General features: G+C 72.2%; 12 protein-coding genes and 1 riboswitch. Of the genes, 4 read left to right on the top strand and 8 right to left on the bottom strand.

Going from position 1 to position 16814, the window contains the following annotated elements; all coding sequences use genetic code 11:
• Positions 1-25: 25 nt before the first annotated feature.
• Positions 26-1438 carry an Hsp70 family protein gene (locus tag JIG36_RS41130; RefSeq protein ID WP_203382034.1) on the bottom strand — a complete coding sequence of 471 codons (1413 nt, stop codon included), beginning with the start codon at positions 1436-1438 and terminating at the stop codon, positions 26-28.
• 130 nt (positions 1439-1568) lie between these two features.
• On the opposite strand from JIG36_RS41130, the gene JIG36_RS41125 reads away from it, so the two are divergent.
• The gene (locus tag JIG36_RS41125; protein ID WP_203382032.1) at positions 1569-2504 is read left to right on the top strand and encodes a GNAT family N-acetyltransferase; all 936 of its coding nucleotides are present in this window, start codon (positions 1569-1571) and stop codon (positions 2502-2504) included.
• On the opposite strand, the gene JIG36_RS41120 is transcribed toward JIG36_RS41125, so the two are convergent.
• The 7 genes from JIG36_RS41120 to cobN all read right to left on the bottom strand — a co-directional run bounded on the left by JIG36_RS41120 (position 2501) and on the right by cobN (position 12587).
• A complete protein-coding gene (locus JIG36_RS41120; protein WP_203382030.1) occupies positions 2501-3214 on the bottom strand; it encodes a tetratricopeptide repeat protein in 714 nt (237 codons plus the stop codon). The two genes, JIG36_RS41125 and JIG36_RS41120, sit on opposite strands and share 4 nt — an antisense overlap.
• 40 nt (positions 3215-3254) lie before the next feature.
• The gene (locus JIG36_RS41115) at positions 3255-3899 is read right to left on the bottom strand and encodes an SDR family oxidoreductase (protein ID WP_203382028.1); all 645 of its coding nucleotides are present in this window, start codon (positions 3897-3899) and stop codon (positions 3255-3257) included.
• Positions 3900-3920: 21 nt separating this feature from the next.
• Positions 3921-4967: a LacI family DNA-binding transcriptional regulator gene (locus tag JIG36_RS41110; protein ID WP_236049224.1), complete on the bottom strand. Its 1047-nt coding sequence runs from the start codon at positions 4965-4967 to the stop codon at positions 3921-3923.
• A gap of 83 nt (positions 4968-5050) precedes the next feature.
• The gene (locus JIG36_RS54455; RefSeq protein ID WP_307873121.1) at positions 5051-6316 is read right to left on the bottom strand and encodes a DUF1996 domain-containing protein; all 1266 of its coding nucleotides are present in this window, start codon (positions 6314-6316) and stop codon (positions 5051-5053) included.
• 54 nt (positions 6317-6370) lie between these two features.
• A complete protein-coding gene (locus tag JIG36_RS41100) occupies positions 6371-8128 on the bottom strand; it encodes a galactose-binding domain-containing protein (protein WP_203382026.1) in 1758 nt (585 codons plus the stop codon).
• Positions 8129-8333: 205 nt separating this feature from the next.
• On the bottom strand, positions 8334-8837 hold the full coding sequence (locus tag JIG36_RS52785; protein ID WP_203382024.1) for a permease-like cell division protein FtsX: 504 nt from the start codon (positions 8835-8837) through the stop codon (positions 8334-8336).
• Between the two features lie 51 nt (positions 8838-8888).
• The gene (cobN, locus tag JIG36_RS41090) at positions 8889-12587 is read right to left on the bottom strand and encodes a cobaltochelatase subunit CobN (protein ID WP_203382022.1); all 3699 of its coding nucleotides are present in this window, start codon (positions 12585-12587) and stop codon (positions 8889-8891) included.
• A gap of 52 nt (positions 12588-12639) precedes the next feature.
• A riboswitch (cobalamin riboswitch) is annotated at positions 12640-12707 on the bottom strand.
• A gap of 129 nt (positions 12708-12836) precedes the next feature.
• Between cobN and JIG36_RS41085 the strand changes: the two genes are divergently transcribed.
• From JIG36_RS41085 to JIG36_RS41075, 3 genes are read left to right on the top strand one after another with little or no spacing between them, the layout of a single operon-like run.
• Positions 12837-14171, top strand: a complete 1335-nt coding sequence (locus tag JIG36_RS41085; protein ID WP_307873120.1) for a ferredoxin-like domain-containing protein — start codon at positions 12837-12839, stop codon at positions 14169-14171.
• A complete protein-coding gene (locus tag JIG36_RS41080; RefSeq protein WP_236049223.1) occupies positions 14171-14788 on the top strand; it encodes a precorrin-8X methylmutase in 618 nt (205 codons plus the stop codon). The genes JIG36_RS41085 and JIG36_RS41080 overlap by 1 nt, the downstream gene beginning before the upstream one ends.
• Before the next feature lies 1 nt (position 14789).
• Positions 14790-16577 carry a precorrin-2 C(20)-methyltransferase gene (locus JIG36_RS41075; protein WP_203382020.1) on the top strand — a complete coding sequence of 596 codons (1788 nt, stop codon included), beginning with the start codon at positions 14790-14792 and terminating at the stop codon, positions 16575-16577.
• Positions 16578-16814 lie beyond the last annotated feature (237 nt).

The raw sequence follows: 16814 nt of genomic DNA, 5'->3' as shown, positions 1-16814 counted from the left end.
CGGATCCCAGCCACGAACGGCACAGCTAGGGGGACGCGCGCTGATACTCCTCCTCCAGCGCCGCGCCCAGCTCGGCCAGCCGCGCGTCGGGGGCGGCGGCCTGCACGGCCGAGATGAACGACCCGTACGCCACCTCGAGCGCCCCCAGATCGCCGTCCTGAAGCAGGAGCATGTAGGTCGCCTCGGCCACCCGCCGGAAGTCGGCCGGGGTCTCGGCGGGCGGGCCCGGCGGTCCGGGGGCCTCGGGCGGCTCCTCGGGCGGCGGGAGCGCCTCGGGCACGGCCAGCTCGGCCCGCAGCCGCAGGCTGGCGCTGAGCAGCCCGACCGGTGAGCCCTCGAACAGCGACGCCGCCTCGTAGTCGCGGGCGACCAGGCCGGCGCCGCGCGCGACCATCTCGTCGGGGTCGAGGTCGGTGCGGATGCGGGCCGCGCCCCAGCCGAAATAGCCGGCCAGCCGGTCACGGATGGCCGGGATGCGGGTCGAGCCGCCGGCCAGCACCACCTGGTCGATGTCGCCCCAGCCCACGCCGTGGGCCGCGCGGGCGGCCGCGATCGCCTCGGTGAGCAGGTCGAGCGTGCGCTGCACGTCCGGCTCGATCATCGCCTCGAACGCGCGGCGGCTCAGCGGCACGCTCGCGCTGACCGTGGCCGTGAGCACCGGCAGCTCGAGCGTGGTGTTGTCGGCGGCCGACAGCTCACGCTTGCGGATCTCGGCCTCCCAGCGGATCCGGCGCCGGATGGCCGGGTCGCGGCTGAGGTCGACGTGGTGCCGTTCGCGGATCTGCCGCAGCGCGTAGGCGACGATCAGCTCGTCGAAGTCGTCGCCGCCGAGCCGCTGGTCGCCGGCCGTGCCCAGCACGTCGACGGTGCCGTCGCCGACCCGCACGACCGAGGCGTCGAAGGTGCCCCCGCCCAGGTCGAAGATCGCGTACGTCCCCGGGCGCGCGTCGGCACCGAGCGCCATCGCCGCCGCCACCGGATCTTCGACCAGACGGCGCACGTTGAGCTGGGCCAGCCCGGCCGCCTCGCGCAGCGCCCGCCGCTGGGCCTCCCCGGCCGCCGTGGCCACGGTGACGACCGCGTCGTGGATGGGCTCGCCGACGAACACCTCGGCCTGCCGCTTGAGCTCGATCATCAGGAACGCGCAGACCTCGCGGGGCTGATAGGTGCGCCCCCGGAACCGGATCTGCTCACCCGTGCCGAGCCGGCGCTTGATGTCGGCGATCACGGTTTCCGCGTCGTCGGCCGGCGGCACCCCGGCGACCACCTGGCCCGCCCGGTCCTGACCGACCGAGGCCGGCATCGTGGCGGCGCCGGTCGGGCCCCGCACCATCAGCAGCTTCGCGCCGTCCCAGACCGAGACCGCGCACGAGCTGGAGCCGAGGTCGATCCCGACCACACGATGGAAAAACGCGTAACCGTCGGGATGCTCGGTCAAGGCCGCCCCCTATGACCTGCAACGTGCTCTGGTCGCCAAATTAACATCGTCGGCGACCCGACAGAACTGACCTCGATCGATCCGTCGGACATCCGACTGAGGCTGGACAAAACGTGGCAGTGTGCACGGCATGGCACTGGATCTCGTCGATCTCACCCCGTCCGAGCTCGTGCAGCGCCGGCCGTCGATGATCGCCCTGTTCGCCGACGCCATGGTCGAGAACTACGGCATCCCGGCCGGCGAGGCGTACGCCGAGGCCGCCCGGCAGACCGACCAGCTGCTGCCCGACGGGGTCGACACGGCGGGGCAGCTGCTGCGCAAAGGCATGGCCGGCGACGACGAGGTCGGCTTCCTGTGGATCACGATGCCCGGGGCGGCCTATCCGACGATGGCCTGGATCAGCGAGATCTCGGTGCGGGAGGAACACCGCAACCACGGCTACGGCAGCGCGATGCTCCGGGCGGGCGAGGCCGACCTGCTGCGGCGCGGCGTGACCCGGGTCGGCCTGCACGTCTTCGGCGTGAACACCGGCGCCCGCCGCCTCTACCGCCGCCTCGGCTATCGCGTGCTGGCCCAGCTGCGCACCCGTCCGGTGACGGCCGGCGCCACCGGTCTCGATCTGCGGCCGATGACCGCGACCGAGTACGCCCACCGCCTGACCGACCTCATCGCGACCAACCCGATGGCGCTCACCCGCGACGCCGCGGCCCCCGCCGCCCGCGCCCGCGACGTGGCCGCCGTGCTCGCGCCCCAAGGGGTCGACACCCCCGACGTCTTCTTCCGGCACGCCGTGGCCGACGGTCGCCCGGTCGGCTGGATCTGGTTCGCCCCGCCCAACCCGCTGCGCCCCGGCACCGGAATGGTGCACTACCTGACGATCGACGAGCCGTACCGCCGCCGGGGCCTGGGCCGCGCCCTGATGGCCGCCGCGGAGGCCGAGTTCGCCCGCCTGCGGGTGCCGCGGATGGGCCTGTGGGCGGCCGCCGCCAGCCCCGGCGCCGTGGCGTTCACCGACCACCTCGGCCTCGAGGTGGCCTCCGAGCAGATGGTGAAGGACCTGGCCTAGGCCGCGGCCCGCTCGGCGTCGGCCAGGGCGTGCTCGGCCCAGGCGACCCGCTGGGGTGAGAGGCCGGCCTTGCGGGCCTGGTGCACGGCCTCGCGCAACAGGCGCAGCGCCTCGGGCAGGTTGCCCGCGGCCAGCTCGGCCTCGCCCAGCGCCAGCGTGCCGGTCGCCACCCGCCGGGGGTCGCCGTAGCGTTCCCGCAGCACCTGTGACATGCGCAGGTGCCGCAGACCGCGCTCGGTGTCGCCGGAGACGAAGACGTGGAAGAACCCGATGTGCCGGTGCACCTCGGACCGCACCATCTCGTCGGCGTAGCTCTCGGCCAGGGCCAGCGCCTCGGTGTAATAGGGCATCGCGGTCGTCCAGTCGCCCCGCAACATCTGATGCACCAGGCCCAGCCCGAACAGCGACTCGGCGGCGCCGGCCGGGTCACCCGCCTCGCGCTGGATGCGCAGCGCCGCCGTGAACAGCTGTTCCTCGGTGGCCCAGTCGGCCCGGGAGAGGTCGCCGTTGGCCGCGGCGAAGTGCGCGAGCATGCCGAGCCGGGTCAGCGCGGCCGCCTCGTCGACCCGGTTCTCCTCGTCGCAGGCCCGCCGGCGCGCGCCCTCGAGCAGCTGCCACGCGGGGAGAAAGTCGCCGGTGCGGTAGGCCGCCTCGAGCATGGCCTCGCTGCCCGCGGCGAGCAGGGCGCCCGCGCTCTCCTCGCTCCCCATGCGCGCTACGTTACCGACCACTCACACTGGGCTCCAGCCATCAAAGGCGGCGCAGTGCCTCATCGACAGGGGTTGCTCCCCCGAACAGTTCGAACGTCACCCCGACGGTGGACGGGGTCGTGAGGCAGGCCGCGAGCACGGCCGCGACGTCGTCGCGCGGCACCGGACCACGGTTGCCCAGCTCACGCGAGACGGTGACCAGGCCCGTGCCGGGTTCGTCGGTGAGACCGCCCGGGCGCACGATCGTCCAGTCGAGGTCGGCCCGCGCCGTGACGTACGTGTCGGCCTCGGCCTTGGCCTCGAGATAGGGGCGCATCGACTCGCCACCGGACGCGGGGTCCTGGGCGCCGATCGACGAGACCATCACATAGCGCCGCACGCCCTCCTCGGCCGCCGCGTCGGCCAGCTTGACCGCGCCCCCGAGGTCGACCGTCCGCTTGCGCGCGGGCCCGCTGCCCGGTCCGGCGCCGGCCGCGAAGACGACGGCGTCGGCCCCTTTCACGTACGGGGCGAGGGACGCGTCGTTCTCCAGGTCGCCGATCACCGGCACGGCCCCCACGGCCTGCAGGTCGGCGGCGTGGGCCGGGTTGCGGATCAGGCCGCGGGCGGTGTGCCCCTCGGCGGCGAGCAGCTTCAGCAGGCGGAGGGCGACCTGACCGTGGCCGCCGGCGACGAGAATGTCCATGCCCCCGACCCTATGCCGGGATCAGGCCGACTCCCGGATGACCAGGGTGGGCTGGAACGTGACCGAGCGCGGCAGACGGCCCGGGGAGGCGATCTGCGCGAGCAGCACCTCGGCCATCTCGGCCGCCATCTCCTCGACCGGCTGACGCACGGTGGTGAGCAGCGGCCGGCAGTCGAGCGCGGCCGTGCTGTCGTCGAAGCCGACCACCGCGATGTCGTCGGGCACGCGACGGCCGAGATCCTGAACCGTGCGCAACGCGCCCTCGGCCATCAGGTCGTTGGCCACGAAGAGCCCGTCGAGGTCGGGGTGATCGGCCAGCAGCCGCCGGGCCGCCGCCTCTCCCCCGGCCCGGGTGAAGTCGCCCTCGACGGCCGGGACCTCGCCGAGGCCGCGGTTGGCCAGAAACGACCGGAAACCGTCGAGCCGGTCGAGCCCGGACGGGATGTCGAGCGGGCCGCTGATCGTGGCGAGCCGGCGGCACCCCCGCCCGAGCAGGTGTTCCGCGGCCAGCCGGGCGCCCAGCCGCTGGTCGACGTCGACGTAGCTGACCGCGATGGGCGAGGTCGGCCGGGCCGACACCACGGCCGGAATGCCCAGGTCGTGCACCTGGCGGGGCAGCGTGTCCTGTTCGTGGCTGCTGATCAGCAGGACGCCGTCCACGTGGCCCTGGCGCAGATAGCGGATGACCTGGTGGTGGTCGGTGGAGTCGGTCGGGATGACGACCAGGTGCACGTCGTGGGGGCGCAGCGCCCCCGTGGCACCCGCCGTGATCCGCCCGAAATAGGGGTCGGTGAAGATCCGGTTGAGGAACGAGTTGTTGTCGGGCCGGTCGGGCTCGCTGATCACCAGCGCCACCGAGTCGGACCGGCGCGTGACCAGGCTGCGGGCGGCGACGTTGGGCACGTAGCCGGTCTCGGCGATCGCCCGCTGGACCATCTCGCGGATCTTGGCGTCGACGCTGGGCGCGCCGTTGATCACTCGGGACACGGTCGCGCGCGACACCCCGGCCGCCTCCGCGACCTGATCCATCGTCGGGTGCTGCCCACCACGCGCGGGCCTGGTTGTCATGCGGTCCGTTATAGCAGCGCCCAGGTTCTGCTGGTGACGGGTGCCGCCGCCGTCCGTTGCTCCGCCGGCGACACCCGTGGTCATCAGGGACGTCCGTCCGTGCCGCACTTGATGATCGGACGGATGCAGTCGTTCACGCGCCGGGCCAGCTCGTCGACCGGCCAGGCGTTGAAGAAGTCGCCGTGCATCGTGTAGCCCGGCCCGGAGGCCAGCCGGAAGTTCGCCGGGTTGCCGTTGACCGGGTAGCGCATGACCTGCCGCAGCTTGGGCACCACGACCGGGTGGCTGGCCGGGCAGGCGTTGTTCACCGGGTACGCCATGTGGCTCTTGTGATCGGGCGAGTCCAGGTTCACGCCGTCCCAGCAGTGCGGGAAGTCGAGGTACGACTCCAGCATCGTGCCGGCCGGGCAGTTCACGAAGTTGCTCGACGACCCCGCGTCACCCGCGTGCAGACAGGACCACCGGGCGATGGTGTTGTCGTTCGGGCCCGTCGCCTTGGCGTTGCCGGCCACGACCCGCAGGCCGAGCGGGAACGGCTGGGTCTGCGCGATCAGGTCGTCGCGCACGCCCTCACCCAGGTAGTAGAAGATGCCGGTGACCGGCTCGACCTCGGTGTTGCCGTTGTACAGGGTGGGGATCCAGTACGACGACTTGTCGATCGACGGGTTGCAGTTCGAGTTCGCGTTGAGCAGGTCCTGCGTGGTGCTGTGCGCGTTGGTGACCTCGCTGCCGAAGAAGCTGTGCATGTGCGAGGCGCCGGGCAGACCCGGGAAGACGATCGGGTCGTCGGGCAGCCGGTGGCTGAACGGGCAGTCGGCCAGGAACTCCGCCACCCGCACGGCCCCGGGCGGGATCGTCGGCGTGGTGGTGCCGCCACCCGAGCCGTACACCTGGAACTCGGTCAGAGAGACACCCCACTGCGTTGCCCGTACGGTGGTCTCGAGCCGAACAAAACGCCCGGTGCCGCTGACGGTCAGGGCCTGACGCCCGCCCGTGCCGTTGGTCGTGTTGTAGATCGTGGTCCACGACGAACCGTTCGCCGAGGTCTTGAGGCTGAAGCTGCGCGCGTACGCCGCCTCCCAGTTCAGCACGACCGAGGTGATCGTGGCCGAGGCGCCGAGGTCGACCTGCAGCCACTGGGGATCACTGAAGGCGCTCGACCAGCGGGTGCCGAGGTTGCCGTCGACCGCGTTGGACGCGGGGAAGGCGGCCGACTCGGTGGAGCTGGCGGTGGCGGTCTTGCCTTGCGAGATGAGGGTGTCCGCGGCGCTGGCGCCACTGGCCCCGACCAGCAGATAGGCGGTCAAAGTCGCCGCCGCGGCCGCCGCAAAGAATGCTTTTTTGCGCATTTGCCGTCCTTGGGGGAAGGGGCCGGGGGCCTTCGTCGGGCCCCCGGCCGGCGATCACTGGTAGACGCGCACGTAGTCGACGAGCATGCGGGACGGGAACGGGGTGGTGGCGTCGATCGGACCGGGGAAGTCGCCACCGACGGCCAGGTTGAGGATCAGGTAGAACTTGTGGTCGAAGATCCACGGACCGCGGGTGTTCTCCACGGTGGCCTTGTCGGCGTTGAAGACCTGCCGGCCGTCGAGGAAGAACCGGATGCCCTTGCTGTCCCACTCCGCGGCGTACACGTGGAAGTCCTGCGAGAGGTCCACACCGGCCGCGTTCTTCTGGCCGTAGCCACCGCCGCCGTTGTAGGCCGGGGCGTGCAGCGTCGTGTACATCTCGTTGGTGTTGCGGCCCAGGACCTCCATGATGTCGATCTCGCCGTTGTAGGGCCACGGGCGTCCGCTGAGGAAGTCCTCGCCCATCATCCAGAACGCCGGCCACAGGCCGTTGCCCTTCGGCACCTTGATCCGGGCCTCGAACCGGCCGTACTGGGCGCTGAACTTGTTGCCGGTGTTCATGCGGGCCGAGGTGTACTGGCGGCCCTGGTAGTCCTGCCGGCGGGCCTCGATCACCAGGTTGCCCGCGCCGTCGGTCTGCGCGTTCTCGCTGTTGGGCGTGTAGTACTGGATCTCGCCGTTCTGCGGGACACCCGGGTCGTACGTCCACTTGGCCGTGCTCGGCTTGGTGCCGGCGGCGTCGTTGAAGTTGTCCTCGAAGACCAGGCGGGTGGCCGGGAACGTCGGGTCGGCGGGCTGGGCCGGCGGGGTGGTCGGGGCGCCGCCGGTGCCGTAGACGCTGAACTCCCACAGCGAGTAGCCGTAGGCGCTGCTGCGGACGGTGCCGTACATCCGCACGTACCGACCGGTGCCGGTGGCGTTGATGACGTCCTTGAGCCCGTCACCGGTGGTGGTGGAGTAGATCGACGTCCAGTTCGCGTTGTCGCCGGACACCTGGATCTGATAGCTGCGGGCGTAGGCCGGGTCCCACTGCAGCACGACCTGCGAGATGTTCGCGGTGGCGCCCAGGTCGACCGAGATCCAGCCCGGGTCGACCCAGCCGTTGGTCGAGCTGGTCGCCCAGCGGCTGGCCGGGTCGTTGTCGAACGCCTTGTCCGGGCTGCACGGGTTGCAGTTGACGTCGTTCTGCCAGGTGGAGGCGGCGGCCGGCTTGTTGTAGGACAGCAGCCGCGTGGTGCCGGTCGGCGGGGTCGTGGGCGGCGTGGTCGGCGGGGTCGTCGGACCGCCCGAGAACACCTGGAACTCCCAGAACGAGTAGCCGTAGATCGGCAGCGCCCGCTCGGTCAGGTTGATCCGCACGTACCGGGCGGTGCCGGTGGCGGCGATGCTCTGCTGCCCTCCGGCGCCGGTCGTGGTCGCGTACGCCTGGGTGTAACTGGTGCCGTTGGTCGAGAACTGGATATTGAAGGCCTTCGCGTACGCGCCCTCCCAGTTGATGGCGATCCGGCTGACCGAGGTGGCCGCGCCGAGGTCGACCTGCCACCACGCGTTCGCGGTGAACGAGGAGGCCCAGCGGGTGCCGTTGTTGCCGTCGACCGCCTCGCCGGGCAGGTAGGCGCCGGCGACCTCGGTCGAGCTGGCCGTGGCCGGCTTGCCCTGCGAGACCACCACCTCAGCGGCCTGCGCGGTCTGGGTGGTGGCGACGAAGAAGGCGGCGACGAGCCCGGTGAGGGCCGCGCCGAGCGTGAGAATCCGGGCCGGGGACAGCCTCTTGCGAGGCGTCCCGAGCCCGTCCAGGACCGGGGATGTCATGGAGGACTCCTGCTTTAGGGGATGTGTCCGAGCGGTTTCAACCTGGGGACCGGCCTGTGAAAGCGCTCTTTGTGACGACACTGTGAACCGGCGTGTCGGCACCTGTCAATGCCTGGTAGCGGGCCCGGGAAGCGCTTTCTCAGCATTCCCGCAGGTGAACAGCAAAAAGCCCCTCACGGTTCCGGAACCGTGAGGGGCTGCCCCGTCAGAAGCAGATGACATCCAGGGGCGGGCGGGACTTCGTGACCGGCGCGGTCACCTTGAGATCGCTCACCCCGGGCAGCTGGCGGATCCCGGTGATGCCGTCGCAGGTCATCTCGCGGGCCTTGACCGGCACCTTGAACGACTCGGGGGCCGCCTTCTCGGTCAGGGCCTCGACGACCTCGGGCCGGTCCTTGAACATCTCCTTCATCTGCGCGAAGGACGTGGCCCGGTCGGTGAACTCCACCGGGCCGGCGTTCGGGATCTGCCCGACGGCTTGTTCGACGGCCGCCCTCTGCTCGGTCGTCGCGTCGGTCTTCATGAAGACCAGGACGGTGTAGTTCCGCTCGGGCTGCGGGCGCCACCCCAGCAGATACATCGCGGACACGGCCAGGGCCGACCCCACCAGCAGGGACGCCACCGCCACGGCGGCGATCAGGATCGCCCGCCGCGAACTCGTCGCGGCGGGCGGCGGGGACACGGACGGATCGATGAAGGCCTCACTCACGGGCCCGGACACTACCAACAACGGACCCGCGGTCCTGACGCTCCTCCGGGCTCAGTTGTCCTCCAGGTCGCCCTCGGTCTCGAGGTAGAGCTGCTGCAACGCGTTCAGCGTCTCGGGGTCGGGCGACTCCCAGAGCTTGCGCTCGGCCGCTTCGAGGAGGCGTTCGGTGACGCTGTGCAGGGCCCACGGGTTGGACTGCTGGAAGAACTTCTGGTTCTCCGGGTCCAGGGCGTAGGTGTTGGCCAGCTGCTCGTACATGTAGTCGGTGACCACGCCGGCCGTGGCGTCGAAACCGAACATGTAGTCGACGGTGGCGGCCAGCTCGAAGGCGCCCTTGTAGCCGTGGCGGCGCATCGCGGCGATCCAGCGCGGGTTGACCACGCGGGCCCGGAAGATGCGCGCGGTCTCCTCGGTCAGGCTGCGGGTGCGCGTGGCGTCGGGGTTGGTGGAGTCGCCCACGTACGCGGCGGGAGCCTTGCCGGTCAGCGCGCGCACCGTGGCGATCATGCCGCCGTGGTATTGGAAGTAGTCGTCCGAGTCGGCGATGTCGTGCTCGCGGGTGTCGATGTTCTTGGCCGCGATGTCGATCCGCTTGTACGCGTTCTCCATGTCGCCCCGCGCCGGCACGCCGTCCAGGTCACGCCCGTACGCGAAGCCGCCCCACACCGCGTAGACCTCGGCGAAGTCGGCGTCCCCACGCCAGTTGCGGCTCTCGATCAGAGGCAGAATTCCCGCCCCGTACGCCCCCGGCCGCGACCCGAAGATGCGCGTGGTGGCCCGCCGCCAGTCGCCGTGGTCGTCGTTGTCGGCCAGGGCGTGCGCCCGCACGTAGTTGTCCGGCTCGTCGAGCTCGGCGATCATCCGGAAGGCGTCGTCCATCATGGCCACGACGTGCGGGAACGCGTCACGGAAGAACCCGGAGATGCGCACCGTGACGTCGACCCGGGGCCGGCCGAGCTCCTCGCGCGAGATCGGTTCGAGCCCGGTGACGCGGCGGGAGGCGGGATCCCACACCGGCCGGACGCCGATGAGCGCCAGGATCTCGGCGATGTCGTCCCCGGCCGTACGCATGGCGCTCGTGCCCCACGCCGAGAGGCCGACCGATCGCGGCCAGTCACCGTAGTCGTCCCGGTAGCGCTTCAGCAGGGACTCGGCCATGGCCTGACCGGTCTCCCAGGCCAGCGCGCTCGGGATCGCCTTGGGGTCGACCGAGTAGAAGTTGCGCCCGGTCGGCAGCACGTTGATCAGGCCGCGCAGCGGGGAGCCGCTCGGGCCGGCCGGAACGTAGCCGCCGTCCAGCGCGTGCAGCAGATTGCCCAGCTCGTCGGTGGTGCGTTCGAGCCGCGGAACAACTTCGGTGGCCGCGAACGCGAGCACGTCCCGGACGCGCGCGACGTCAACACCCGCCGCGCCGCCGCCAGCCGCACTTCCGCCGACGCCGTCACCCGCCACGCCAACGCCAGCCACGCCTCCGCCGACGCCGTCACCCGCCGCGTCAACGCCGACCGCACCTCGTACCCCGCCGGACATTTTCGAAATGTCGGGCGCCGGGAGGAGGGGGCTGACCAGGGAGTCGATCGCGGCCGGCTCGACTGGCCATCCCCCCTCTTCCATGGCCGCGACCAGGCTGCGGGCAAGGCTTTCGACGCGGTCGGTCTCGGCGGTCGACGCCTCCTCGGCCAGGCCCAGCGCCTCGCGCAGCCCCGGCAGCGCCGCGACCTGCCCGGCCCACATCTGACGGGCCCGCAGCATCGCCAGCACCAGGTTGACTCGCGCCTCCCCGGCCGGCGCCGCCCCGAGCACGTGCAGCCCGTCGCGGATCTGCACGTCCTTGACCTCGCAGAGCCACCCGTCCACGTGCAGGATGAACTCGTCGAACTCCTCGTCGCCGGGGCGGCTCTCCATCCCGAGGTCGTGGTCCATCCGCGCGGCCTGGATCAGCGTCCAGATCTGGGCCCGGATCGCCGGCAGCTTGGCCGGGTCGAGCGTCGCGATGTTGGCGTGCTCGTCGAGCAGCTGCTCCAGACGGGCGATGTCCCCGTACGACTCGGCCCGCGCCATCGGCGGGATCAGGTGGTCGACCAGGGTCGCGTGAGCCCGCCGCTTGGCCTGCGTGCCCTCACCCGGGTCGTTGACCAGGAACGGATAGATCAGCGGCAGGTCACCGAGCGCGGCGTCGGTGCCGTCCGAGGCCGACATGCCCACGTTCTTGCCCGGCAGCCACTCCAGGTTGCCGTGCTTGCCGATGTGCACCACCGCGTGCGCGCCGAAGTCGTCGGCCAGCCACCGGTAGGCGGCCAGGTAGTGATGCGAGGGCGGCAGGTCGGGGTCGTGATAGATGGCCACCGGGTTGGCGCCGAAACCGCGCGGCGGCTGCACCATGACCACGGTGTTCTCGTCGCGCAGGGCGGCCAGCACGATGTCGCCGCCGTCCACGTAGAGCTCGCCCGGGGGCGGTCCCCAGTGCTGCTCGACCGACTCGCGCAGGTCGTCGGGGAGGGTGGCGAACCAGGACGCGTACGCGGCCCCGGAGATCCGCACGTTGTTCTCGCTGAGCTGGTCCTCGGTGAGCCAGTCGGGGTCCTGCCCGCCCGCGGCGATCAGCGCGTGGATGAGCCCGTCACCGTCGTACTCGGAGAAGGAACCGACCTGGTAGCCACGCTCGCGCATCGCCGACAGCAGGGCCACCGTCGAGGCCGGGGTGTCGAGGCCGACCGCGTTGCCGATGCGGGAGTGCTTGGTCGGGTAGGCCGAGAGCATCAGCACGATGCGGCGCTCGGCCGGCGGGACGTGCCGCAGCCGGGCGTGCGCCACCGCGATGCCCGCCACGCGCGCGGCCCGCTCCTCGTCGGCGACGTAGACCGACAGGCCGTCGGGGTCGATCTCCTTGAACGAGAACGGCACGGTGATGATCCGGCCGTCGAACTCGGGGATCGCCACCTGGGTCGCCGCGTCGAGCGGGGACAGGCCGTCGTCGCTGGCCTCCCAGGCCGCGCGGCTGCTGGTCAGGCAGAGCCCCTGCAGGATCGGCACGTCGAGACCGGCCAGCACACCGACGTCCCACGCCTCGTCGTCCCCGCCCGCACTCGCCGTCGCCGGGCGCGTTCCGCCGGCCGCGAGCACGGTCACCACCAGGGCATCGGCTTTACGCAGCTCAGCCAGAAGATCTTCGGGTGCCGTACGCAAGGAGGAAGTGAACAACGGCAGCGGACGACCGCCCTTGGCCTCGACCGCCTGGCACAGCGCCTCGACGAACGCCGTGTTGCCGGCCATGTGGTGGGCCCGGTAGTAGAGCACCGCCACGGTCGGCCCGGTCGCGGTCGTCTCGCGGGGCAGCGGCCCCCAGTCGGGCGCGGCCTGGGGCGGCGCGAACCCGTGCCCGGTCAGCAGCACCGTGTCGGAGAGGAAGTTGTGCACCGCGGCCAGGTTGTCCGAGCCGCCCTGGGCCAGATAGGCATGCGCCTCGGCGGCCACTCCGGCCGGCACGGTCGAGAGCTTCATCAGCTCGGCGTCGGGGGCCTGCTCACCGCCGAGCACCACCACCGGGACCGGCCCGGCGAGCAGCGCGTCGAGCCCCTCCTCCCAGGCGCGGCGGCCGCCGAGGATGCGCACGACGACCAGCGTCACGTCTTCGAGCAGGCCCGGCAGATCGTCGACGGCCGTGCGGGCCGGGTTGGCCAGGCGCCACCGCGAGCCACTGGCCCGGGCACTGAGCAGATCGGTGTCGGAGGTCGACAGCAGCAGGAACACGCACAGCTCCCCTCGGGGTCCGCGCCCCGGGTAGTAGAGATCACGGCGACCGGAGTTCCTGGCTCCCGGGTTTCCCCGGTGACAGTGGCGGGACCGCGCCGGACTCGCACCGGCTTCCTCCGCGGCGTCGCCGCTCGTGACCTCCCAGCCTTCCCGGAGCCGATACCCGGAGTCAAGGAGGGTGCCGCTGTGTGACGATCCCGACCCGAGGATGCGGTCCGGCCCCCGGACGAACGTAGTATCCGGGCCGTGCCTGCCCGTGAGTCTCCCGTCGATGCCTGCCCGGGCGCCCTGCGTCTGCACAAGGCGGCCGACGGTCCGCTGGCCCGGGTCCGGCTCCCCGGCGGCATGCTCACCGGCCCGCAGCTGACGGCGCTGGCCTCGCTCGCCGCGGCCTTCGGCGACGGCCACCTGGAGCTGACATCCCGCGCGAACGTCCAGCTCCGAGCGTTGCGGGAGGCCGACCCGGCGGTGCTCGCGGCCCGGTTGTCGGCCGCCGGCCTGCTGCCTTCGGAGACCCACGAGACCGTACGCAACATCGCCGCCCCACCTCTGGCCGACGCCACGATCCGCGCCCTGGTGACCGACCTCGACCGGGCCCTCTGCGCCACCCCGGCGCTGGCCGCCCTGCCGGGCCGTTTCCTCTTCGCGATCGGCCCGACCACCCTGGACGCCGACGTGGCCGCACTCCCCGTCGCCGACGAAGCGTTCGCCATCCTCTTCGCGGGCCACGACGCCGGTCTGCGAGTGGCCGCCGACGGCGTGGTCGCTGCCCTGCTGGCCGCCGCGAACGCTTTCCTGGCCGAGCGGGCTGCGCAGGCCGGGTCCGCTTCCGATGCGCCGGCGTGGCGACTGCACGAGCTGCCGAACGGCCCGGCCCGCGTCGCCGTCCGCACCGCGGCGGTCCTCGGCCTCCCCACGTCGACGGTCGGCGCCGGCAAACCCGCAGACGCGCCTCCTGCTTCCGTTGCGACCGACGGCCTCCCGCTTTTCCCACCCCCGCTCGAGCCTGTCCGACAAATCGGATTTGTCCGCGAAGGGATGGGGGATCCGACGCCGACCCTGACCCCGGCACCGACCCTGGCCCCGGCACCGGCCCCGATCGGGGTTGTGCGGCAGGGTGACGGGCTGGTCGCAGTGGGGGCGCTTGTGCCGCTCGGGCGGCTCGGTGGCGAGGCGTTGCGGCTGCTCGCCACGGCTCGGCGGCTCGTGGTGACGCCGTGGCGCGGGGTGGTGGTGCCCGATCTGACGCCCGAAGCCGCCCGCCGGTGGGCCCGGGCCCTCGACGACGCCGGGCTGCCGGTCGACCCGACCACCCGCTGGGCCGGCGTGACCGCCTGCGCCGGGCGACCCGGCTGCGCGAAATCCCTGGCCGACGTGCGGGCCGATGCCGATAGCACCAGCGCGTACTCGGACGGTCTGCCCGTGCACTGGATCGGCTGCGCCCGCGGGTGCGGCAGCCCGTCCGGGCCGCACGTGCGGGTCGAGGCCACCCCGTCCGGTTACGCCGTGACCCGGCAACCGGACGAGGAGATGTTCACCGGCGACACCGCACGGGCCGTCGCCGCCGCGAGGAGGATCTGATGGAGTACGAGAGGGACGGCGCCGAGATCTACCGGCGTTCCTTCGCCACGATCAGGGCCGAGGCCGACCTGGGCGGGCTGCCGGCCGAGGTGGCCCGGGTCGCCGTCCGCATGATCCACGCCTGCGGCATGGTCGACCTGGTCCGCGACATCGCCTACTCCCCCCAGGTCGCCGTCGCCGCCCGCAAGGCGCTGCTCGACGGCGCCCCGGTTCTCTGCGACGCCGAGATGGTCGCCTCGGGCATCACCCGCAAGCGCCTCCCGGCCGCCAACGAGGTCGTCTGCACCCTGCGGGCACCCGAGGTCCCCGCGCTGGCCGAGAGTCTGGGCACCACCCGCAGCGCGGCCGCACTCGACCTGTGGCTCGACCACCTCGAAGGGTCGGTCGTGGCCATCGGCAACGCCCCCACGGCCCTGTTCCGGCTGCTCGAGATGATCGCCGCCGGCGCCCCGCGCCCGGCCGCCGTCCTCGGCATCCCGGTCGGTTTCATCGGCGCCGCCGAATCCAAGGAGGCCCTGGCCGCCTCCGACCTCGAGCACCTGATCGTCCGCGGCCGCCGCGGCGGAAGCGCCATCACCGCCGCCGCCGTCAACGCCCTGGCCTCCGAGGCGGAGTGAGATGACCACAACCCCACCCGGCGCCCCCGGCCACGCGGAGAGCACCAATACGCCATCCTCCGTCACGCCCGCGGCGAACGGAGACAGCCGGCCGAACGGGAACAGCCAGCCGAACGGAGAAAGTCAGCCGAACGGGAACAGCCGGCCGAACGGGAACAACCGGCCGAGTGGGCGTCTCTACGGCGTCGGCGTCGGACCGGGCGACCCCGACCTGATCACGCTCAAGGCGGCCCGGCTGATCGAGGCGGCCGACGTCGTGGCCTACCACGCGGCGCGGCACGGGCGCAGCAACGCCCGCGCGATCGCGGCCGGACTGCTGCGCGAGGGGCAGATCGAGGAGCCGCTGATCTACCCGGTCACGACCGAGGCGACCGACCACCCGGGCGGCTACCAGGGCGCGATCGACGAGTTCTACGCCGAGGCGGCCGCCCGCCTGGCCACGCACCTCGACGCCGGCCACGACGTGGTCGTGCTGGCCGAGGGCGACCCGTTCTTCTACGGCTCCTACATGCACATGCACAAGCGGCTGGCCCACCGCTACCCGACCGAGGTCGTCCCCGGCGTCACCTCGGTCAGCGCCGCCTCGGCCGTGCTCGGCCGCCCGCTGATGGAGCGCGACGAGATCCTGACCGTGCTGCCCGGCACCCTGCCCCCGGCCGAGCTGGCCGCCCGCCTGGCCGCCACCGATTCCGCCGCCGTCATGAAGCTGGGCCGCACCTTCGAGGGCGTGCGCGAGGCCCTGACCCGGGCCGGCCGCGCCGACGACGCCTGGTATGTCGAGCGCGCCACGACCGACCGCGAACGCCACGCGAAACTCGCCGACGTCGACCCCGGTTCCGTCCCCTACTTCTCGCTGGCGCTGCTGCCCAGCCCGGCCGCAACCGCATTCGTGGAGGAACACGACGGCGGCGCGGAGGCGAGGGGCGCGACCGCACTCGCGGAGGGGAAAAGCGGCAGCGCGGCGAAGGAGGGCAGGACCGCCGGGAACACGGCCGCGACGGAAGAAGGCACGACCGCCGGCGACACGGCTGCCTCAAGACGCGGGAGCGTGACCGTGGTCGGGCTCGGCCCCGGCGACCCGATGTGGCTCACCCCGGAAGCGCGCGGCGCCCTCGCCGGCGCCGACGACCTGATCGGCTACCAGCCCTACCTCGACCGCGTCGCAACCGCCCCGCACCAGCGCAAGCACCCGTCCGACAACCGGGTCGAGGCCGAACGCGCCGCCTTCGCGCTCGACCTGGCCAAGCGCGGCCGCAAGGTGACCGTCGTGTCATCGGGTGACCCGGGCGTGTTCGCCATGGCCGCCGCCGTGCTCGAGGTCAGCGAGGACCCGCAGTGGAAGGACGTCCCGGTGCGGGTCGTCCCCGGCCTCACCGCCGCCCAGGCCGTCGCGAGCCGGGCCGGCGCCCCGCTCGGCCACGACTTCTGCGTCCTGTCGCTCTCCGACCGGCTCAAGCCGTGGTCGGTCATCGCCGACCGGCTGACTGCCGCGGCGCGGGCCGACTTCGTGATCGCGATCTACAACCCGGCCTCCCGGTCGCGCCGCGAGCAGCTCGTCACCGCCAGGAACCTGCTGCTCGAGCACCGCGACGGCGCCACCCCGGTGGTGGTCGGGCGTGACGTCGGCGGCCCGCAGGAGACCGTTCGCGTGACCACGCTGGCCGACCTCGACCCGGACACCGTCGACATGCGCTGCCTGCTGATCATCGGCAGCTCGCAGACCCGGGCCGTGACCCGCGGCGACGGCACCACGGCCGTCTACACCCCGAGGACCTACCCCGCCGGATAAGCCCGAAGGCCCGGCAAGACCGAGCGCCGCTCAAGAACCATGAACGGCGGTCGATAGAACCGCTCAGGAAAAGCGCTCAGCCGACATCGATCTTGATGGACGGCCGATGCACCGTGCCCGCACCCCACGGCAACGGCAATGCAATCCACAAACCCAGATGCGCCGAACGATCCGACCGATGGGAGAGCCGCTACCGAACTCATATCCGCGTTATCTATCGAAGGGCAACGACCAGTC

The organism is Paractinoplanes ovalisporus (assembly GCF_016834655.1).
Taxonomy (GTDB): Bacteria; Actinomycetota; Actinomycetes; order Mycobacteriales; family Micromonosporaceae; genus Actinoplanes; species Actinoplanes ovalisporus.
Note: the sequence above shows the minus strand (reverse complement) of the source record. Positions and strands in the feature narration are given on the sequence as shown.